The organism is Suipraeoptans intestinalis (assembly GCF_009696485.1).
Taxonomy (GTDB): domain Bacteria; phylum Bacillota; class Clostridia; order Lachnospirales; family Lachnospiraceae; genus Suipraeoptans; species Suipraeoptans intestinalis.
This window is the reverse complement of sequence record NZ_VULY01000018.1, coordinates 2,031,621-2,053,394: the sequence shown is the minus strand read 5'-3', so window position 1 is coordinate 2,053,394 and position 21,774 is coordinate 2,031,621. Positions and strand designations below refer to the sequence as shown.

Below are 21,774 nucleotides of genomic sequence, written 5' to 3'. Positions count from 1 at the left end.
ACCTTGCTGCTCTTTCCATTCTAAAACCACCAAAATGATAGTGAAAGAAAACATAGCAACTGCAAAGCTGATTCCAAACGCAGTTGGAATAAATCTATTTCTTTCAAGCAACAAGGAACAAATAAACACAGACGGGATAAGGGCGATCATTTCCAAAAGAAACGACGGTGTGAAATTTTTTCTGTAAATTGAGATCTTCTATGATAATTAAGCGGCTTAATGGCAGTTTTCTGCGGTTAAGCCGTTGTCTATTTAATAGCAAAAATGAACGAACATGTCAAGAGCACCCAGAAAAATCTGGGTGTATTTTTCTTGGCATATTATTTAGACTTACATCATCAGTCGGTCGGGGTACATGATTTCCAGTTCACCACGTACTTTTCCCCAGTTGCGGATCGACATTGTCCATTTTTTTGCAATTTCAAAAGTACCCAGATATAGTGCCTTCATCAGCGCCTGGGAACTTGGAAATACGCTTCTCTGCTTGTTCAATCTACGATAGCATGAATTTAGTGATTCTATGGCATTCGTAGTATAAAAAGCGGTACGAACATCCTTGGAAAACTTGAAAATTGGAGAAATCGCATCCCAGTTATCATGCCAGCGGTTCATGGCACTCGGATATTGCCCAGACCATTTCTTTGTCACAGTCTCTAACTGCTTTCTAGCAGCTTCTTCGCTTGCTGCCGTATAGATTGTCTTTAAATCCTTTGCAAAGGATTTCATATCTTTGTTTGCAACATATTTCAGCGTATTTCTCACCATATGTACAATACAACGCTGTTGCTCTGTTTTTGGAAATGCGGTAGAGATTGCATCCTTGATTCCTGTTAATCCATCTGAGCAGAGAATGAGAATATCCTGAACTCCACGATTCTTCAAGCTGTTCAATACAGAAAGCCAGTACTTACTGCTTTCATTTTCGCCCACTACGATGCTTAAGACTTCTTTCATGCCATCTTCATTGATGCCAAGTACCACATATGCTGCCAGCTTTCTGATCACACCATCATCACGTACAGAGAAATGCACAGCATCAATAAAAACGATTGGATACACAGGTGACAAGGGACGATTCTGCCATTCCTCGATTTTGGGAAGGAGCTTATCTGTGATATCGGATACCATTCCTTCACTGACTTCAAAACCATAAATATCCTCTATGGTTTCTGAAATCTGTCGTGTAGTCATCCCCTTTGCATACATTGCAATAATCTTGTCATCAATGGAAGAAATATCTTTTTGACGTTTTGGAAGTACCTGTGGTTCAAAAGAACTTTGACGATCCTGAGGTACATCTACTTCGAATTCACCGTATTTACTACGAACAGTTTTAGACTTTGTTCCATTACGGTAATTAGGCTCACTAGATCTTTCATAACGATCGTATCCAAGATGATTGTCCATTTCTGTTTCAAGCATATCTTGAAGGGTTCCGGAAAGCAGATCTTTAAGTGCCTCCTGAATATCATCTGCTGACTGGATATCGTATTCCTGGAGCAGTCCCTGAATAAGATTTCTTTTTCCTTCTGTCATCGGTTTTGGTTTGTAAACTTCTTTTTTTCTGTTTGCCATAATAAAAGGCCTCCTATGATTTAATATATTTTATCATAGAAGACCTTTATAGTGTTTAATTTACAGAGTTTTTTTCACAGGCTCTCAGCCGATGAAAGACAAAATTTACAGGATAAGATTAAGGTTATTGATAAGGAAATGCAAGAGCTTTCTGCCACTATGGAGCAAGTTCACACTGTTAAAAAATACAGGCAATACTACAAAGAATATAAGGCAAGTCCGTCTGACAAGGCATTTTTTGAAGAGTACAAAGCTCAGATTACCCTATATGAAAATGCCCTTTCAGAGCTTAAAAAATCATATTCCAAATTGCCAAATTCTAAGGGTATTTTAGATAGACTTGATAAATTACAAGAAAAAAAGAATACCCTTATGCAAGAGTATTCTTCCTCAAAATCTATTATGGACGAACTTTACAAGATACGAAAAAATTATGGAATTTACATGGGTAAGGAGATGGAGAGATAATCTTTATCTCCTATTTCTTTTCCAAATAAAAAAAGAGCCGGTGCAGCCCTAAGACCACACCGACCATATATTTATCTCTCAGCTTCTCTGTTTGCTTCTTTCTTTTCTTTATCTTCAGCCTGATATTTTTTGATAGCTCCAAGTACAGATTCTTTCTTTTCCTCCTGTCCTTTCATTTGTTCCTTTGCCTTTAAGAGCTTTGAAGAAAGTATCCTTACATTACTATGTTCCCCGCCATTATCATCAATGGAAGTTCTGATTTGCCCAAAGAGCTTCACAAAATCTCCCTGTTTAAAATCCTTTGGTATATCACCCTTATCTCCGTAAGCAGAGCAATTATGATATACCTTATTCCCTTCATTATCTTTAGATACAACGGAGAAATTTGCCACCTTAAAGGCTTCTCCGTTTTTGTTTTCTCTCTCAATAACATCGACTTTACCTACAATATTACCCACGATATTGATAAGGTTATCTTTCTCTTCCTGAACATAAGGCAGGTCTTTTATCTGTCCCTGTTCTCTCAAATCCTCAATCATATAATCAAATTCCTCGTGAAGTAAATTAACAGTGTCATTTTCCATATACGCATCATAGAGCTTATCTAAAGCACTTTCATCGTTAATGCCCTTTTCCATGCTTATAATTGCCTTAACAAAATCTTTATGGTTATCATTTACCATGTCTTCAATTCTATCTCTCATTGTTTTGTAATCCATTTTGTTCTCCTTTCATGGCATAAGGGAGCTTTTCGCTCCCTTATCGTACATATTCCTGTTCTTTTGTTGTTGGTTTTTCTTCTGTTTTACTTTCGTTTTGATAGGCTCTTATCTGACATAAAATAGACGGCTTATCCTCTGATTTTTGTGTAGTTTCTCCTTTACTATGAACATTATCTTCCACATCAAAGGTTGACTCAAAATAGTCGCTGTCCTTAAAGTCATTATCATACCTATCAGAAATACCGTCATTATCGAGGTCTTTTGCAAGTGGATCATAAAAGTTACCTTCATCATCAATATCAAGCCCAAGTGCTGCTTTTAAGTCCTCTGAATCTACATAGGTTAAATCTTCAAAAGAGGATAACTCAATTTCATTTTTCAAATTCCTTAGAGCTTCATTCTCTCCCTTGTTTTCATAGTCAAAGCTCTCTGTCTTGATAGGAGTATCATCAATGTACTGCGTCCAAGTTTTCTCCTCTAAATCAAGCTCATACTGAATACCATGCCTTTCATCCGGTGTATTGGTATAGGCAATCCCTATATGCTTTAAATCAGGGTATAATGTGTCAAACTCATCATAGCTGTGGTTTTCTTCATACTCTCTGTTACAGAAGTCAATAATCGCTCTTTTTACATCTTCCACAAGAGGATTATCATTTCTTTTTTCCTCTACATCTCCCATATCGAGCAGCTTATTCAGTTCCGCCAAACGAAGCACCTTACTCTTTAGTTCATCTGCTTTTTCAAAAGGCTTTTTGAGTTCTTCTTTGGCATTTACGAGCTGCTCTTTTGTACTTGTAAGCTTCTCCTCCAGTCTTTTCAGTTTTTCAGGCATTTTCTCAAGGGCATTATCAAGTCTTGTAATATTACCGTCTGCACTTGTTCCAAGCTCTCCTGAATGCTTTGCAGCACCATTTAGGCTGAAATTATGAGCATTGGTAAAGAAGTTATAGCTGACTTCCAGGTCCATATTTCTATACTTTCCTATAATCTTGCTTTCATTGATTTTTACTTTAGAAATGACTTCAAGCAGCTTTTCTCCCGCAATCTTTTTATCAAATATCTTCTCTCCCTTTATGGTTATCGAAGTGAATTTATTTTCGCCTTCTCCTTGTGGCTCAATCTCTGATATGTCTTTCTTTACAGCCTCAATTAACTTTTCCGTCCTTGCTATTTCTTCCGGATAGTTTTTATCCACCTTGTCCTCCAGACGATAGCGATTTGACTTGTAGTTTGCTTCTAACATTTTAAGTTTTGTAACCTCATTATCCAAATCCATCTTTTCCTTAATCTTCGGATCACCCGTTGCAAGTGCTTTAATCTCTGCATAGTTAAGGCTGCTTTCGTCCACATCTTCTGCCACTCTGACAGGTGTTTTTGAAGTCATAATCTGAGATATGAACTTCTGTTTATTCTCTATGGTCTGCCACAAATACGCATCAAAGGTATTCTCCGTTACATAACGATAGATATTTACCTCTTTATTTTCATTTCCCTGTCTTACAATTCTACCTGCACGCTGCTCAAGGTCGGCAGGACGCCAAGGGACATCCAAATCATGAAGTGCAATCAGTTTATTTTGCACATTCGTACCGGCTCCCATTTTCTGTGTTGAACCGAGTAATATCCTCACATCTCCCTTTCTTACCTTTGCAAAGAGTTCGTCTTTTTGTTTATCCGAATTAGCTTCATGAATAAAGGCAATTTCTTCTTTCGGTATTCCCATTGCCACAAGCTTATCCCGTATATCATCATAGATATTAAACTCTCCATCGCCTTTTGGAGTGGACATATCCGAGAAAAGAAGCTGTGTAGATTTATTCTCTTTTGTCTTATCCCATATTGAAAATACATTCTTAACGCAGACATTTACCTTGCTGTCAGGATTATCAGGTAACAAAGGATTGATTAAACGCTGGTCTAAAGCAAGTTTCTTACCGTCATTGGTGATTTTCAACATATTATCTTCATCAGGTTCTACCACCCTATTTCTCACATCATCAGCTCTTTCAGATAGGCTCTTTAGGATTTCCTTTTGCTCCTCACTTGGCAAGGTTTTAATAACTTCATAGTGTGCTTCAGGTGTTGGAAGATTCAGCATATCCGCTGTCTGAATATCTGCAACTTCCTTAAACATAGACATTAGTTCAGGCAAGTTATAGAACTTTGAAAATCTTGTTTTTACCCTATACCCTGTTCCCTCCGGAGATAATTCAAAGGCAGACTGCGTTTCTCCAAAAGTAGAAGCCCAGCTATCAAAATGCTCCAAATTGTTTTTCTTTAGGCTCTCATACTGAAGATAACGCTGCATGGTATAAAGCTCAGTCATAGAATTTGATACAGGCGTTCCTGTGGCAAAGACAATACCTTTACCATTTGTCATTTCATCCATGTATCTACATTTCATAAACATATCGGAGGACTTAAAGGCTTCGGACTGCCCGATACCTGCTACATTCCTCATTTTTGTGTAGAGATAGAGATTTTTGTAATTGTGTGCTTCGTCGATAAAGAGCTTATCAACGCCTAATTCCTCAAAGGTTATGACATCATCTTTCTTAAAATCATCATTTAATTTTTCAAGCCTTGTTTCAAGTTTTTTCTTCGTCTTTTCGAGCTGCTTTACCGTAAAGTTCTGATTTCTATCATGCTTATATTCCTCAACATAGTTTATGATTTCATCAATCTGATCCTGAATATGCTTTTCCTGATATTCCTTACTCATCGGAATTTTTTCAAATTGCGTATGCCCGATTACAACCGCATCATATTCACCAGTAGCAATTCTTCCTATGAACCTTTTTCTATTTTTCGGCTCAAAGTCTTTTTTATCTGCCACCATAATATTCGCTGACGGATATAGCTGCATAAACTCACGACCGATTTGACCTGTCAGGTGATTCGGTACTACGAATAAAGACTTAGAACACATTCCAAGTCTTTTAGATTCCATTGCGGAAGCTACCATTTCAAAAGTCTTTCCACTACCAACCACATGGGCAAGGAGCGTATTTCCTCCGTATAAACTTCTTGCAATAGCGTTTCTCTGATGAGGTCTAAGCTCTATTTCCGTATTCATTCCTTCAAAAGATAGGTTACTTCCGTCATATTCTCTGTTTCTTATCGAGTTAAAACGCTCATTATATAGTTTTACAAGGCGGTTTCTTCTTTCCTGATCGTTAAATATCCAGTTCTTGAATTCTTCCTTTAAAAGCTCCTGCTTTTGTCCTGCAAGTAAAGTTTCTTTTTTATTTAGCACAGAAGTTTTTGAACCATCAGTATTTACTATCTGGTCAAATACCTTTGTTTCTTTAAGATTTAGGACATCTTCAATCAGTTTATAGGCATTTACTCTACTTGTACCGTATGTCATTTCAGCAAGGTCATTTCCTCTGTCTTTGCTTTTTCCCTCAATATTCCATTCGCTTGTGAGATTTGAAAATTTAACCTTAATATCCCATCTTGCCCAGCCCGGAGTTTTCAGTGTTTCAAAGATAAACTTTTCAATATCTTTTATCGGTATCCAAGTTGCTCCAAGACGAACATTTATCTCACTTGCTTCAAGTTCTTTCGGAAGAACTTTTGTAAGCTCCGCTTTTTGGTATTCCAAACGGTTCATCTCATAGCTTATCAGCTCTTTTTCTTTGCCATCTTCCGCATAGCCAAGATGAAGTAACTCTCTTTCGGTCTGTCTTAGCTTCGCAAGATAGCTGTCTACAATGGCAATCTTATCTCTAATATTTCCGCTTAGGTACTCATCCTTTGTTACATAGCCGTACTTATATGAATTGCTGCCATTGGCACAGGCGAAGGGCAAATCTCCATCTTCAAGGTTAAAGGATAATGGTCTATAAAAGTTTTGTTCCTCTCTGATGTTTAGATAGATTTCCCCTCTAAGATCCTCAATCAAAGTTGGTCTATCTTTTCCTGTCAGGTTTTCCATGTATTCAAAATCAACATAACCTTTTTCCGACATAGATAACACAAGAGCTTCAAGGGAAGTCTCTACATGGTCGATTGTCTTTGCCTTTGTGATTGTTCTTTTACTGAAAATATCTCCCTTTGCCTTAAAGTTTTCTTCTTCATCAAGAATTTCTATTGAGGAAACAAGCGGGAAGTTACTATCTTCTTTTAAGGCTCTTGTATTAGAAAGGTTATTGACATATCCATGCTTCTTAGAAAAGCTGTCATAGATTTCATTTAGTTTTTCCTGAGATTTCTTTACCTCTTCATCTGAAAAATCCTCTTTTTGTTTATAGATGACATCTTTTAAAGCTTCATTTAGTTCAAGATAATCCTTAATCTTTTCCTTGTTTTTATCTGTTACTTCTTTCTTTACAAACAGGGAATTTTCCCTGTAATAGACTTCATCATCAATAATGGTATAGGAAAAGTTCTTAACATCATCTGTGGCAGGTATTGTGCTGATTTCATCATCAAGCAGCTCTATTTCTTCATACTTTGCATCTTTAGAGATTTCTTCGCTTGCTTTTGTAAGTAATTCCTGTAAGTCGGCATTTTCTTTCGGCAGGCACGCAAGTGTGTTTCCAAATCTTCCTGAAACTTCACGCATTGTGCCGAGTACCTGCTTCGGATGATCTACAAAATATTTGTTATAGACAAGACCATTTTCATCTTCAGCAAGATGTATCCAGTCCTCATCTCTTTCTCTGATACTATCTCTTTTCTTTAAGAAAATGATGTCCGATGTTACTTCTGTTCCGGCAACGCCTTTAAAGGTGTCATTCGGAAGTCTGATTGCACCGAGGAATTCGGCTCTTGCTGCAAGATAGAGTCTTACACTTTCATCTTTTTTATCCATCGTTCCTGAAGATGTGATAAAGGCGATAATACCGCCGTTTCTGACCTTATCAATGGATTTTGCAAAAAAGTAATCGTGGATAAGGAAGTTATTTTTGTTATACTCCCTGTCATTTACTTTGTATTCTCCAAATGGAACATTACCGATAACCGCATCAAAGAAGTTATTGGAAAAGGAGGTTTCTTCCAGTCCCTTAATCTGTATATCACTTTCAGGGTATAAGAGTTTTCCTATGCGACCGCTTACAGAATCAAGCTCTACGCCAAAAAACTTTGACCTACGCATTTCATCAGGAAGATTCCCGATAAAGTTTCCAATTCCCATACTTGGTTCAAGGATATTTCCGCTCTTAAATCCCATATCGGAAAGTGTCTTATATACGCCGTCAATAACAGTTTTCGGTGTGTAAAAGCTCGTTAGGGTAGATTCTCTTGCAGCTTCATATTCTGCCTGAGATAAGTTTTCCTTTAGAAAGCTCCTTGCTTCTTTCCACTGTCCCTCCTTGCTCTCATCAAACACATCAGCCAGTCCGCCCCAACCGACATACCTTGCTAAAACTTCCTGTGCTGTACTGTCAAGCTCTCTTTGTCCACTTTCAATGCGACTCAGCATAGAGATTGCTTCAAGGTTATTATTTAGCCTTTCACTTGGAGATAATTTTCCAGGCAATGTTTCTTCCGTAATCTTGAAGTTATGAACTTCTGCTCTCTCTATTTCACTTTCTTTAGTAATAGTTTCAGGCTTTTTATATGTCAGATTTTCAAATACTCTCTCAAGATCGCTTTCAAGACGATAAGGAATGACATCGGAGCCTGTTATCATGCCGCCAAGATATTCCATATTATCCTTAACCGTTACTGTCTTTAGATTATTTCCCATATCATCAAATCTTGTGATGGTATAGGCTTTGTCCTTGTATTTAACTTCATCTCCAACGATAAAGTTTGGTCTTTCAAGACTTATCTGCTTCAATAAGCTCTCATTATCATCAAATGCTACAATTGGTATTTGATGGTTTCCACTTCTTACCGGATCAAGCCATAAATCATTTCTTCCTGTGATTTGGTTTTTAGCAATCTCCCTTACAGTATATTCTTCATGGTTGAAATAGACGGTATCGCCTACTTTAACTGCAAATTCATCTGAAAGGCTTTCCTTTTCTTCGTTAAGCTCTACTTCTTCTCTTTCTTTGAGGTAATCAAATAGCGTTCCTTGAACAGGTGTTACAGCTACTCTTTCTTCTACTTCTTCAGATATTTCAAGTTCTTCTTTATCTTCAAAGCTAAGCTCTCCGTTAAATATCGCTTGAAGCTCCTGCTCATCCATCTGCTTTTTAAGTTCCGTATCTTTAAGTTCTCTAAAGGTCTTTGGAAAATCTTCTAAAATTAGCCTCTGGGCATTTAACTCCTTTAATTCTTCAAGATTGAAATATCCCCATTCAGGCTCAAATCCTAACACAAGTCCAAAGGCATCATCGCTTTCCCTGTCATATTCCGTCATATACCAAGTCCAGTTTGAACGAAAAGGTATGATATATGCTGCATGAACCTCTTTATCCGCTAATGCTACATCCTCCTGTGAATAAAGCTCAGGGACTCTTTCAAGCATTTCATCGGTCATTAGATTTTCAGGATCATCTTTAGAATAATATTGTGGTGCTTTTGCTTTTTCTATCTCTGCCTTACTTTCTATTTTCTTTTCTTCATACAGATTTTTAAAAAGCAGCTCATCAATATGCTTTGCCACACTTGACCAAGTAAGAAACACATTACTGCAATCTTTCTTTTGCAATTTAAGTCCCTTTGCATCGTGCCATTCATCACTTCCCATTGCACCTGATACTGCATGACTTCTACCACCGATGCCATACTCATCTTTTAAGAAGTGAGCTTTTTCTTGAAGCGTATGATTTTCCTTGAAAAATTTTGTAATTCGCTCTTTTCCCTTATCTATTCCGCTTCCTCTTGAAATAGTAGCTTTGACTTCATCTTCTGTAATAAATGGTTTTATTTTAGGAAGCTCTATCAGATTGGTGCTATATTCCTTTCGTGGCAGCTCAAGCTCCTGCAATCTTTTATAAAGGCTATTCACCTTATGGTAATGAAACCTTAGTATATCTCTGTTTTCTTTATATCCTGCTAAAAACCTGCCGTATTCTTTGATTGTTTCCTTTAGGTATTCAGGATTTTTTAATGCTTCAGATAGTCTTTTCGTTTCTTCCGGAAAGCCACCACCCCTTTCAAAAGAGCTGAAATATCCTTGCCCTTTCCCTTCTTCACTTAAATCATGCGTTAGATACCATAGGGATTCTGAAATTCTGTCCCTTTCATAATCAAGGGATTCTGAAAGTTCTACATTTGTGGCAAACTCTCCGGTTTCCAAAAGCTCATTTATCCTGCTTGCTGCATTACTCCAGCTTAAAATTTGCGTATCATCTTCTCTTGCAGATGTTCCGTAAGATAAGTGAATGCCTTTATCCGAATACCAGGAAGATACCTCTCTTTCATCAATGTAAAATCCATTTCCTCCTTTAAATGTATCTTTGAGGTATTCTCCCAATTCTCCATTACTTTTTCCTTTAGAAAACTCTGCTATAAGAGGAAGCCTACCACCATCATGGTTTCCTCCGTTAATAAGGATAGTGTCTATGTCTTTCTGATTAAGAGGAATAGTAAGCCTCATCTGTCCATAAAAATTTTCGGGCAAAGAAAAAGAAGCCTTTTCAGCTTCTTTTAACTCTACATTAGTATTATCTTTTAAATTTCCACTACTTCCTTGATTGTCATTTCCTTCAGAGCTGAAATCATCGCCCCATACTGTGGATTGTTCTCGTCCTCTATCTTCCAAGCTGCCATCAATTTCGCCTTCTCCGTTCTCATAAATTCTATTGCCTGTTTCTGAATATCTATCAGGTGTCCTATTAGCTTCTTCTCCTTGTATAGATCTACCAACATCTCGAAGCGGCTCTGTTCCTCGCTCAGTGAAAGGTAATCCAGCCTCATTACTGCGTAGGTCGGATTCGGATACTCCCTTATGAAGTCCGTCTGTTCCTCCAAGCTGTTTAGCGTATTCTCCCTGATTTTCTCTATTATCTCGTCCGTACTCTCCATTTCGGAGAACTCGCCCGCTTTCATTTCTTTTCTGATCATCTCGTCGAAGTACATTTTCTTCTACCTCCTCTAATTCTTCCTTAATCCTATTATATCCTGCTTCTTTTCCTCTTAAAACTTCTTTTTGAAGCTCCAGTTCTTTGCTTTTCTGAATGGTTTCATCAATAATCTTTCCGCTAATATCCGATACGGTTTCGCCTAAGCTCATAAGGGAAATTCTATCAAGCTTTGCAAAGTTTTCCTTTAGAAGCTCATTATCCACAGGATAGTCTACCTTAAACCTTGAAGCTACTGCATAACCCACTGAGTCCCTCACAAATTTAGTAAAAGATATTCTATCTTCATCTGCTATTCTAAGCTCATTCATAAGGCTGTCTATCTTTTCATCACCATAAAGTCTGCTTAAAGAAAAGATATTTTCTAAGATGCTTTCACTTTCCTCATAACCTTCACTTACTATCATTTCCTTTAAGACATCCCTATGAGCTTCTTTATCAAATCTCCAAAGATTTACTTCATTGACATCCCTGTTTCTTGAAACCGTCTGACCTATATCAAAGATATAGTCCACTTTTTTGTATGTGCCGTAGTCCTCCAAAATTGGGATACCCTTTTGACCTCTCATAACGGTACGGTTAAATCGTTCCCTCCAATAGTCGAACTTGGCACAGGCTGTCGCTTCAGGATTTCTATCATAGATACTTAACTGACTTCTAAAGTCATATCTCTGATTGTTTCCGACAACCTTTAGGAACTTTAGATATTCTGCTTCACTTCGCAAAACATCTTGTTTTACAAGCTCCAAAATGTTATGAAAATCATTTATTCGCATTTTTACCTCCTTCTTTTTTCCAAACAAAAAAGGTGGTTAGATTTTACTCTAATCACCTTTAAATTCTGTGTATTGCAACTTAATTCTATTCATTCAGTTCCCAATGACCATTTTTCCCTTTACCAACATACTTAATATTAGGAATGTCTTTTATATATCTTGTAATGGTTTTTTCACTAACGCCTAATACCATAGCTATATCTTTACGGCTCACTCTATTGTCCCCTTTAATCATATCTTTGATTATGTTTTCAATTTCTTCGAGGGACATTCGAGAGACATCTTGAGGGACATTTCGAGGGACATTCCCTCCACCAACTTTTTGTGTCGCTATCTTCTTTAGAGGAATAATCGTCCTGAATATATCCCCCTCCTCAAATAGCGGGTTTTCTCCTGAATAAAGCTGTGTGTACTTGTAGGTATTTCGCATTCCTGAACCAAGTTCATCCGCAAGACCTATTTCTCTAAACACCTTTGATATAGCAGGATTCTTGGGAAATGGCTCAAACTTCTGTAAATCTAAAGCTCCCATTCCATGAGCCAAGTTGCTGTTTTCAACCGTAATCCTCTGATCGTCAATAATCATCTTTGCAGGAAAACCACTTGAATAATCTCTATGAGCCAATGTATTGGAAACTATTTCTCTGAGTATCCTATCTCTTGCGTTGACATTTACAATTCCGTCCAAGACAAATAAATCATTCAAATGCTTCTGTCCAAATTCTATAAGTCTGTCATAGCTATCAATCAGATTTGTTATGACAACATCTCTATCGTCATATCTATCCTTGTTTTCAACTCTAAATATCGCATCAGTTTTATGCTGTGGAAGAACGGACATAATAGAGTTGTCTTTTCCAAATAACAAAATAGCAGCTAATGTAATTCCTTCACGCTTTGTTTCCGGATCTGTCAGAATGAGATTTGCACTTCTAAGAAGCTCCTCATTACTCATATTCTCCCAAACATGATTTTTATTTCGGGAAACAGCCATTTTCTTAGCCTTATCAATGACAGAAGCATCAAGAAAATCAATATCAAGATTCGGATATACTTTATTTACAAAATAGCTTCCTTGTTTTCTTGCATATAACTTATATACAAGTTCAGAATGATCTGTGATATTGATGTCTCCTTCATAAGACCTGTCCCAAATTCTGCCGTTATGTCTGCACACCTGATAGCCTTCCGGCACTCTGATGTAAATTACTTTTTTCTCATCTATATCAAAGACTTCAGGAAGCAAATAAAGTGGTGGATACATCTTTTGCGGATTGTTGATTGCCGTAGTAAATTCCTTAATCACTTTATCTACTTTATCTTCACTAACACCAACGATCTCTCTTTTATCATTTACACCAAGTAAAATATGTCCGCCATTTCTATTATTGAAAGAGCATACCGTATCAAAGACATCTTTGGTTAAAGCATTTTTTGATTCTTTAAATTCGACATCTATCTTTTCTCCGACTTGAATTAACTTCTTTATTTCATCTATCGTCATATAGTCATTTCACCACCTTTACTTCTTAATGTTTTCTTCGATAAAAACTTTGGAATTTTGAATTTCAACTTTATCTTTATTAACCACAAAAGTAACATAGTCTCCATTTTCTAAATTCAAAAGTTCCCTTATCCTTTTCGGAATAGTAACCTGTCCTTTTGCCATAACTTTTGCGGTATCCATAAATATATCTTTCATACTTACTTCCTTTCGCCCTACTTTTCCTACAAAAGATTATAGCACTTTTAGGATATTTTTTCCACTCTGAAATTAGTGTCATCTTACTTACTATAAGTTGAAACCGCTTCTTTTATCTCATTTTCAATCGCTTCTAAAAATTCTTCCTTTGAAGATTTCCCTTGAGCAATATCGGATAATTCCATTTCCCATTTTGCTGTCGTTTCTGCCGACTTAAATGTACCGGATACAATCGTTACAAGGCTAATTCCTTTATGAGTGGCTATAAGATTTTTCTTATCTCTTTCTACAAATCCTTTAAAGATTAGATTTTCGATAATTCCTGCCCTTGTTGCCGGAGTGCCAAGTCCTTTTCTTTCCACCTCTACACCTTTTTCTAAGGCTTCATTTCCTGCAATCTCCATAGACTTTAAGAGAGTATCTTCAGTAAAGTGTTTCGGAGGTGTTGTATATTTTTCTTTAACGTCCTTACTTTCAATAGCAAGTATACCCCCTACACTTATATCCGGAAGCACTGTATCCTCATTCTTTTTAGTCATATATTCTTTCAAATACTTGCTAAATCCCTCATCTTTAATAACCTTGCCTGAACTTGTAAACTCAAAACCGTCAAATGAAGCTACAATCTTTGTTGTATTTTCAATGAGTGGATAACCTACACTTGCGTGAAATTTATCGGATATAAGAAAGTAAACTTTAGCTTCGCTTAGAGGAAGCTCTGAAACATCTTCTTTTAATGAACTGATTGTCGGAATAATAGCGTGGTGATCCGTAACCTTTTTAGAGTTAAATACCGTCTTGATACGCCCTGTATCAAAGTCATTTTTGCCCAAAATGTTATTGACCGTACTCACAATCATATCCTCTGTTAAACACCTGCTGTCTGTTCTTGGATAAGTAATCAGTTTCTTTTCATACAGGCTTTGTGCATAGTCAAGTGTCTGCTTGGCACTATATCCAAAATATTTATTGCACTCCCTTTGAAGTGTTGTAAGGTCAAAAGGTAAATCAGGTTTAGTAATCTTTTCTTTTTGAATAACATCAGTGATTTCAATCTTATCGCCTACTAAATTTAAGAGCTGCTCTGCTGCGATTTCATCATCAATTCTATCCGTTGATAGTGTAAAACCACCCATAGATAGCTCCACTGTATAGTATTTCTCTTTCCTGAAATTAGCTATCTCATCATCTCTTTTTACAATCATGGCAAGAGTCGGTGTCTGCACTCTGCCAACCGAATAATTTTGCTTATATAGGCAAGAATAGAGCCTACTGATGTTCATTCCGACTAACCAATCCGCAATGGCTCTTGCCTGTGCCGATTCAAAGAGATTGTCATAGTCCTCTCCGTCTTTTAGATTATCAAAACCCTCTTTAATGGCACTATCCTCCATAGATGAAATCCAAAGGCGTTTCATCTTCTTTTTACAATTCACTTGATTATATACAAGTCTAAAAATACTCTCTCCTTCTCTTCCTGCATCACAAGCATTGATAACCGTATCACTCTCTTTATCATTCATCAGCTTTTTAAGAATCGTAAATTGTTTCTTGGTTGACTTTGCCACTTCATACTTATAGTCCTTTGGAATAATTGGTAAATCAGCCATATTCCATTTTGCATACTTCTCATCATAGCTGTCCGGATTTGCCATCTGAATCAGGTGTCCTACGCACCAGGATACTTTGTAGCCGTTTCCCTCATAATATCCGTCTTTCTTTTTCGTTGCTCCAATAACTTTTGCAATGGAGATTGCAACACTTGGCTTTTCTGCAATAACTAACTTCATTTCTGTACTTCCTCCTGTTTTCAATATGAAAAGGGCGAAAGATATTACTCTCCCGCCCTGCATTTGCACCAAATACTGTATTATTTTCGGTGCAGCATTACTTTTCATCTTCTGCTTCTACTTCATCTACATCATTTGTTTCTTCTTCGCTTTCAGCTTCAGAAAAGAAATCATCATCTTCTTCCTCTAAGGCTTCAAGCTCCTTATCTTCTTTCTTTTTTACAATCTTAAAGTAGTAACCTGCTCCTAATGCTCCACCTACAACAAGAAGCAAGATAATATAGGTTCCTAAATTACTCTTTTCTTCCTTTTTCTCAGGCTTTACTTCTTCCTTAACAGGTTCTTCTTTTACTACTTCCTGCTTTGGTGCTTCTTTTTTCTCCACCATGTTAAGTAGGTCATCTTCAGATACTTCTGTTAAAAGCATTACATTCTCACTATCCTCATCGTGGTTGATGATGAGATGAAAAGTCTTACCATTTTTAGTCTGAAAGGTAATAAACTGTCTTGCATCAGCGGAATATTGATCCGTTTCTTTGTTATCGCTGCTATCTCCATGATGAATCGGATAATCCTTATTTGCATTATCCTTATTCTCCGTAACGGAAGCTCTTGCTTTTGACGGAGTGGAAGCCACGCCTTTATTGGTATTTACGCTTTTACTTGTACCATCCATAGATGAATCTTGACCGCTGTTATTAGCAGGTGCTTTTGCTGTCAATTTATTAGGATAGCGAACTTCCTTTTCTTTCTCCTTTACTTCTGTTTTGCTTGTATCCTTTGTAGTATTCCCTGAGCTTACTATATCCGATGAACCTTTACCGGAACTACTTACAGAAGTCTGTGGTGTTTGGGGAGAAATACCTGAGCTTGTTTTAATCCCTGAAATAGGACTAATCGGTGTAATTGACTGCGGTGTTACAGGAGCTTTATTTGTTTCCGCAGCCTTTTTCTCAAGCTCTTTCACCTTTTCCGTCAGCTTATCTATTTCCTTTTTCATATCTTCTGATAAGTCCTTATTTCCTTTATCTTTCTTCATTTTCTCTTTTAGGCTATCAATTTCATCTTCAAGGTCTTTGATTTTTTCTTTCTGCTTATCGCTTAATTTGTCCTTGTCCTTAAGTTCGCTATTTAACTTATCAAGTTTAGCCTGAAGTTCCTTAGTCTCTTTTTCCATATTGGAAATGTCATCTTTAGAAAGCTCCGTCTGTGTTCCCTTATTTTCCGTCTTTTTATCTTCTGTCTGTGTGCCTTCGTCCTGCTTTGGTTTTTCTTCTTCCGTTTGCGTTTGTTTGTCCTTAACCTCAGTCTTTGCTACCTTACGGATAATTTCATCATTACCATCGCCCTTTACTTCATAGAATAGAAATTCATCAATGAATTTCATATTATCAGGGAGCATTGGAAGATCCCCGCTATCAAGAAACTGTCCTTTCTCTGCCTTAATCTTTTCTTCCTTAAAGACCTTTTCATCTTCAAAGATGTACTTTACATTAACTTCAACTTCCGTTTGGACAGCCTTATCACTTGTAGGCGTATCCGCCCCTTTTTGCTCTTTAGCATAAACAACTGTCCAAAGACCTAAAATGCAGCTAATACTTACAATCACTGCAAGTGCTGTTGTCCAAAATTTATTATTCTTTTTCAAACTGGTTTTCATTTGCCCTCTCCTTTTTCAGTTCTGCTTTTTCTCTGTTTACCTTTGCCATCAAATCACTGATTGTGATATTGTTCTTTCTGCAAATCGCTATGATTTCCTCGTTTTCGAGTTCTTCCTCACGAATGAATAAAGGCTCCAATTGTTTATCAATCAGAGCCTTTTTATCCTTTAATTTCTTTATTCTGTTTTTTACTGCTGTTAGTTCTTTTTTCACATTGTTCCCTCCTTATCTGTTTACATTTGGTGGAAAACCGAAGCCTACCGGATGGTGTTTACAAAAAGTCGCAATCCAATCATCTAAGGTCGTTACTCTTATATGACCGATGTTATCAATTACTTTCCCTTCTCCTATATAAATGCCTACATGACCATAAGTAAGTCCTGCTGTGCTTCCGCTACTGCTGCTTTCTACTGCTACAAGCATTCCTACCTTGAGCTTTGACCTATCTGATGTAAAGGTATAGTTTCGATACATATCATTAGCGTTTCCTCCGATATACCCAAGTCCCGCATTTTGGTAGACCTGAGATACCCACATAGCACACCAGCCTGCACCCGGAGATGGTGTGATGTATGCAGCATTAACAATCTTCTTTTGTACTTCCGTAGATGCCTCATACTCTTTTCCACCACCTACACCACCATTTGCACTAATAAGGTCAGAATTACCAAAGGCTTCTCCCATATTTCCTTGTGCAAGGAATAAGGCTTCATAGTGCTTTAAGTTATCGGGATAGTCTTTAAAGACCCTTCGGATAATGCTATCCATCTCTTTTTTATGAAGCGTTACAATGAGTTTTTTGTACTCATAGGGTTCCTCGTGGCTTTCGGTATATTCATTGCCATCTTCATCGGTATAGGTTTCTGTAACTGTCCTGTATCTGATTTCAATTTCTTCCCTGTATTCAAGGTCATACATGGACTCAAACAATTCTTTTAATATGGATTCTACTTCCGATACATTCTTTACCTCTCCGCATCTTGATGTAATGTAGGATAAAAGCTCATGGACATTATGACCGATGTACTCTGTGTTATTTAAGATGTATTCATCATATCCGGGATAATTTTCTTCTACATGATCAACTTCACTTTGAAGCTCACTCTCCATAGTAGAAAACTTCTGATTGATTTCACTTAGGACATTTGGCTTTGATAAATAGCTTGTTGTAAGGACAGAGCTTGTTGAGTTCATAAAGCCTGTCATGCCTGTTCCTGCAAAGTTAATCACAAAAGTTCCCAAGATAATGATACCTATGAAGATAAGCATAAGTCCTTTTGCTTTTCGGATAATCATATCCTTTGAGCCTTTAAGCGTTCCAATTAGACCTTCTTTGATTCGATCTCTAAGTCTTGACTTATTCTCACGAGAAATCGCTGCCTTTACCTGATTTTTCTTTTGAAATCTTTTATAGACACTTGCTCTTTTATACTCATCTGTCTTTTTCAGTTCCTCTTTGGCATCACGAAACTCTAACTTTGATTTACGCCTTCTGATTTTATAGTCCTTATTTGTAAGGTCATATCCTTTTTTAGCTCTTTTCTTATCTGAGTATCTCTTAATACCATGAATGAGCTTGGAACTTGCATCCGCCGTCTTTTCTCCTGCTTCTACGCCTTTATTTTCATCGCTTCCATGAGATAAATAATCTCTTACGGTTTCACTTCCTTTAGCAAGTCCTGACAGGGCAGATACTTTTACCATATCTTTCTTCAGCTTTTTCTTTTGATCTTTCGATAGGCTAATATTTTCTTTTTCACTTACAGCATCCTTCCCTGCCTTGTTGCCCTCAGATTTATTTTCCTTTGGCACATCATCTTTTTTCCTTGTATAGAGGCTTTCGGAATAGTTTTTCCTCTTATACTTACTCTTTTGAGCCTTATGATTTTTAGAGGAACTTCCAATAAACTCATCTTTTTTATGAAGATTGTCATATACATCATAGGTCGACTCAAAGTAGTCGCTGTCCCTAAAGTCATTGTCATACCTGTCTATGATTCCATCATTATCAAGGTCTTGTCCTAAAGGATCATAGATTTTCCCGTTCTTAACTTCAGTATCATAGTCAGACGCTCCTGTTTCATTTAAAGAATTTACACTGCCTTTATCAGTAGCTTTATACCTTGCATTTCTTTTGGAAGTCCCCTGTACTTGCTCATTATAAGAGCTTACCTTACTTATCTTTTCATATACCTTATCCTGAAATCTTTCTTTATCATGGACGATTTTCCCTCTGTAATCATCGCTGTGCTTTAGCTTACTTTCTTCAGGTATAGAGCTTGTTTCATCTTTTAACATTTCTCTTTCAAGACTTGCCTTATGCCTTTCCCTAAAATCTTTTTTCAGCTTCCTATCCATAAGCTACCTCACTTCTTCAGGCTTGGTAGTCATCTTCTGATAAAGAATAGTATCTTTCGGAAACTTATCAAGGAAAGGCACAATGGTATTTCCAAAGAAAAGTAGTCCCTCACCCTCATTAGAGTTGGTTACATATCTAAGCTGCGGAAGTGAGATTTTAAGTTTCCTTGCAAGTATTTCCCTATCTCCCGATGCCTGATTTAGCATTAAGACAAAGTCCGTATTATCAAAGATATTTTCAATTTCCTTACTCATAAGCAGGTCTTTGACATTTTGCGTAATACCTGTTGGGATACCTCCCCATTTTCTGAAACGCTTCCATATCTCAACCGAGTATGAAGCTGTCTGCTCATCTTTTAACAGCAAGTGAAACTCATCTATATAGTACCTTGTAGCCTTGTTTCCTCTGTTTTGCGATACCTTATTCCACACCTGATCCTGAATGACAAGCATACCGATTTTTTTAAGCTGGCTTCCAAGCTCTTTAATATCAAAGCACAGCAGCTTCTTATTTAAGTCCACATTTGACCTGTGATTAAAGACATTAAGAGAACCTGATACATATATTTCCATCTCCGTTGCCAGCTTCTTACCAACCTTTTCTTCCTGCCCTTTTAACATATCGTATAGGTCTTGAAGAATCGGCATATTGTCAGGAGTCGGATTTTCAAAATACTTTTCATAAATTTTAGGAAGGCATCTATCTATAACCGACTTTTCTTCTGCTGTAAGTCCGCTTCCTCCAACTACAAGTTCAAGCATGGACATAATGAAATTTGCCTTGTCTTTAAGAGGTGCATCTCCATCGCCATAGTTCATGTTTATATCAAGGGGATTTAAGTAGTCTTTTGACTTACTGCTGACCTTTATCACTTCTCCCTTAAACTGTCTTACAAGGTTTCCATACTCTCCCTCCGGATCGCAGATAATAACATCATCGTCAGTTACCAAGATAGCATTTGCCATTTCACGCTTTGCAGAAAATGACTTACCACTTCCGGGAGTTCCTAAAATTAAACCGTTTGGATTTTTGAGTTTCTTCCTGTCCGCCATAATCAGGTTATGACTCAAAGCGTTTAGTCCATAGTACAGGCTGTTACTTGAATTGATAAAAAGCTCCTCTGTGGTAAATGGCATAAAGACTGCTGTTGATGAACTTGTCAGTCCTCTATCTATTTCAATCTTATTTATCCCAAGAGGCAACACACTCACTAAGCCTTGTTCCTGCGTATGGTCAAGTCTTTTCAACTTACAGTTATGCTTATTGGCAATGGAGCTTATCTGAGAAATGGTGTTATCGAGCTTTTGCACCGTCCTTGCAAAGTTCATAAAGACAATACTTACAACAAACATACGCTCATCTCTTGTCTGTAAATCTTTTAATAGGCTTTTTACATCTTCTCCATAGGTGATTAAATCACTTGGAAGAATATCCATGTCATAGCCTGACCTTACAGCTTTTTTATTTTCTTCAATCCTCATCTTGTCAATATCGGTATTTTTTCGTTTTACCATCTTAATGGCTTCCGACTGGTCGATTGCCTTAATATGAAAAGAGAGATTGATGTTATCATCAATATCCAAAAACTCCGATAGCATACGGTCTGACAGCTCACTTGCAAGGATTTGAAAATGACTCGTTGCTCCGATAAACTTCCCAAACTTAAAATACCTGCTTGGTATAAAGTTAAATTCATCCGGCACAATATATGTTTTGGTACTTTCCTTTTTCTTCAGGTCTTTGTAGGAAAAATCAAAGGTCTTATTCGGGTTTAATATATCGTGAAGTATCTTTAGCCTTTCTTCTCCTGTAAGACTTTCAGCACGAACCCCCATACTTTTAAGGTTTGATAATATATCTATCTCCAGTCTTTCAAGTTTTGATGTAGCCTGTTCTAAATTATCAGCTTCTACTGTAAAGGTTACATACTTTGATTTTTTCAGTCCGTTATTTCCCTTTACAATCTGGCTTTTTAGCATCTCTCTAAATTCAAGGCGTATATCATCAAAACCATCCCCTTTATCCGGTATCTGAATTGCCGATTTCATTTCTTCGTTTCGTCCAAGCTGATTGATGTAGGAAAACTCAATACTGACACTTGGATCAAAGGAATTTAGAAAGTTTGCAAACTGATTAAAAATCAAGTCCCTATCTTCATCTAAGGCAAGCTGATAGTTAATGTCCTGAAAGGCTATGCTCTTGCTGAAATGTTTTTCGTCAAGCTGGCATATCCCGCTTTTTAAGAGTCTAAGATAGGGAATGGTATCTTCTACCGTATAGCGTTTTTGCTCTTTCCTAAATATAAGGTCAAATAGTCCGCTCTTTTCTTTTTTTGCCTTTCCCTTACTTTGCTTTAAGTCCTTTCTCTCCCTTTTTAATGCTTTTTTGTTTTCTTCTAACTTTATTTGCTGAATTTTTCTTTTCTTGTTCAAGGTAAACCTCCTTTCTCACTCTCTTTTTTGGCTGATAAAACTTATGAAGGTAGATATGCTTAAAATATTTCTCAAAGGTAAGTCCATCCTTTTCAAAAAGTGTGATGAAAAAGATTGGAAGTGTGGACACAATCAGAAATATGACAGCTATATCGTTTGGTACTACCTTTCTCATAAATAAATAGATAGGTATTCCAACAAGTCCTGCAATGGTAAATCCGATAAGCTGCCTTTTCGTTAAGTTAAATGCTACCTTTGTCTTGACCTTCTTGAGATCTTTGGGAATTGGTACATACGCCAT

11 protein-coding genes and 1 pseudogene are annotated in these 21,774 nt (G+C 37.1%); 1 reads left to right on the top strand and 11 read right to left on the bottom strand.

The annotated features are described in order from the left end of the window. Positions 1 to 330: 330 nt before the first annotated feature. Positions 331 to 1,575 (bottom strand): IS256 family transposase, encoded by a 1,245-nt coding sequence (locus FYJ34_RS10250; protein WP_117995389.1) that lies wholly within the window; start codon positions 1,573 to 1,575, stop codon positions 331 to 333. Between the two features lie 84 nt (positions 1,576 to 1,659). On the opposite strand from FYJ34_RS10250, the pseudogene FYJ34_RS10245 reads away from it, so the two are divergent. Next, positions 1,660 to 2,043, top strand: a pseudogene (locus FYJ34_RS10245) (relaxase/mobilization nuclease domain-containing protein); the annotation flags it as partial. A 71-nt stretch (positions 2,044 to 2,114) separates the two neighbouring features. Here the strand turns inward: FYJ34_RS10245 and FYJ34_RS10240 are convergent. From FYJ34_RS10240 to FYJ34_RS10195, 10 genes are all read right to left on the bottom strand, one after another. Continuing rightward, positions 2,115 to 2,762, bottom strand: coding sequence for a DNA-binding protein (locus tag FYJ34_RS10240; RefSeq protein ID WP_154478326.1), 648 nt, complete (start codon positions 2,760 to 2,762; stop codon positions 2,115 to 2,117). Positions 2,763 to 2,802: 40 nt separating this feature from the next. After that, positions 2,803 to 11,529, bottom strand: coding sequence for a helicase-related protein (locus FYJ34_RS10235; protein WP_154478324.1), 8,727 nt, complete (start codon positions 11,527 to 11,529; stop codon positions 2,803 to 2,805). A gap of 85 nt (positions 11,530 to 11,614) precedes the next feature. Further along, positions 11,615 to 13,033, bottom strand: a complete 1,419-nt coding sequence (locus FYJ34_RS10230; RefSeq protein ID WP_154478322.1) for an AlbA family DNA-binding domain-containing protein — start codon at positions 13,031 to 13,033, stop codon at positions 11,615 to 11,617. Between the two features lie 18 nt (positions 13,034 to 13,051). Beyond that, on the bottom strand, positions 13,052 to 13,231 hold the full coding sequence (locus FYJ34_RS10225) for an AbrB/MazE/SpoVT family DNA-binding domain-containing protein (RefSeq protein ID WP_044684363.1): 180 nt from the start codon (positions 13,229 to 13,231) through the stop codon (positions 13,052 to 13,054). Between the two features lie 83 nt (positions 13,232 to 13,314). Further along, positions 13,315 to 15,021, bottom strand: a complete 1,707-nt coding sequence (locus tag FYJ34_RS10220; protein WP_154478320.1) for a DNA topoisomerase 3 — start codon at positions 15,019 to 15,021, stop codon at positions 13,315 to 13,317. 97 nt (positions 15,022 to 15,118) lie between these two features. Then, the gene (locus tag FYJ34_RS10215) at positions 15,119 to 16,681 is read right to left on the bottom strand and encodes a CD1107 family mobile element protein (protein WP_154478318.1); all 1,563 of its coding nucleotides are present in this window, start codon (positions 16,679 to 16,681) and stop codon (positions 15,119 to 15,121) included. Continuing rightward, positions 16,656 to 16,895 (bottom strand): conjugal transfer protein, encoded by a 240-nt coding sequence (locus tag FYJ34_RS10210; RefSeq protein ID WP_231146302.1) that lies wholly within the window; start codon positions 16,893 to 16,895, stop codon positions 16,656 to 16,658. The genes FYJ34_RS10215 and FYJ34_RS10210 overlap by 26 nt, the downstream gene beginning before the upstream one ends. A gap of 12 nt (positions 16,896 to 16,907) precedes the next feature. Beyond that, the gene (locus tag FYJ34_RS10205) at positions 16,908 to 19,040 is read right to left on the bottom strand and encodes a CD1108 family mobile element protein (protein WP_154478316.1); all 2,133 of its coding nucleotides are present in this window, start codon (positions 19,038 to 19,040) and stop codon (positions 16,908 to 16,910) included. 3 nt (positions 19,041 to 19,043) lie between these two features. Next, complete coding sequence (locus tag FYJ34_RS10200; protein ID WP_154478314.1) at positions 19,044 to 21,473, bottom strand: VirB4-like conjugal transfer ATPase, CD1110 family; 2,430 nt, start codon at positions 21,471 to 21,473, stop codon at positions 19,044 to 19,046. Further along, a complete protein-coding gene (locus tag FYJ34_RS10195) occupies positions 21,385 to 21,774 on the bottom strand; it encodes a PrgI family protein (RefSeq protein WP_154478313.1) in 390 nt (129 codons plus the stop codon). The genes FYJ34_RS10200 and FYJ34_RS10195 overlap by 89 nt, the downstream gene beginning before the upstream one ends.

Excerpts from the sequence above, each read along its gene's own strand:
- FYJ34_RS10250 (WP_117995389.1), bottom strand. The coding sequence starts at position 1,575 with ATGGCAAACAGAAAAAAAGAAGTTTACAAACCAAAACCGATGACAGAA.
- FYJ34_RS10240 (WP_154478326.1), bottom strand. The coding sequence starts at position 2,762 with ATGGATTACAAAACAATGAGAGATAGAATTGAAGACATGGTAAATGAT.
- FYJ34_RS10235 (WP_154478324.1), bottom strand. The coding sequence starts at position 11,529 with ATGCGAATAAATGATTTTCATAACATTTTGGAGCTTGTAAAACAAGAT.
- FYJ34_RS10230 (WP_154478322.1), bottom strand. The coding sequence starts at position 13,033 with ATGACGATAGATGAAATAAAGAAGTTAATTCAAGTCGGAGAAAAGATA.
- FYJ34_RS10225 (WP_044684363.1), bottom strand. The coding sequence starts at position 13,231 with ATGAAAGATATATTTATGGATACCGCAAAAGTTATGGCAAAAGGACAG.
- FYJ34_RS10220 (WP_154478320.1), bottom strand. The coding sequence starts at position 15,021 with ATGAAGTTAGTTATTGCAGAAAAGCCAAGTGTTGCAATCTCCATTGCA.
- FYJ34_RS10215 (WP_154478318.1), bottom strand. The coding sequence starts at position 16,681 with ATGAAAACCAGTTTGAAAAAGAATAATAAATTTTGGACAACAGCACTT.
- FYJ34_RS10205 (WP_154478316.1), bottom strand. The coding sequence starts at position 19,040 with ATGGATAGGAAGCTGAAAAAAGATTTTAGGGAAAGGCATAAGGCAAGT.
- FYJ34_RS10195 (WP_154478313.1), bottom strand. The coding sequence starts at position 21,774 with ATGGCGTATGTACCAATTCCCAAAGATCTCAAGAAGGTCAAGACAAAG.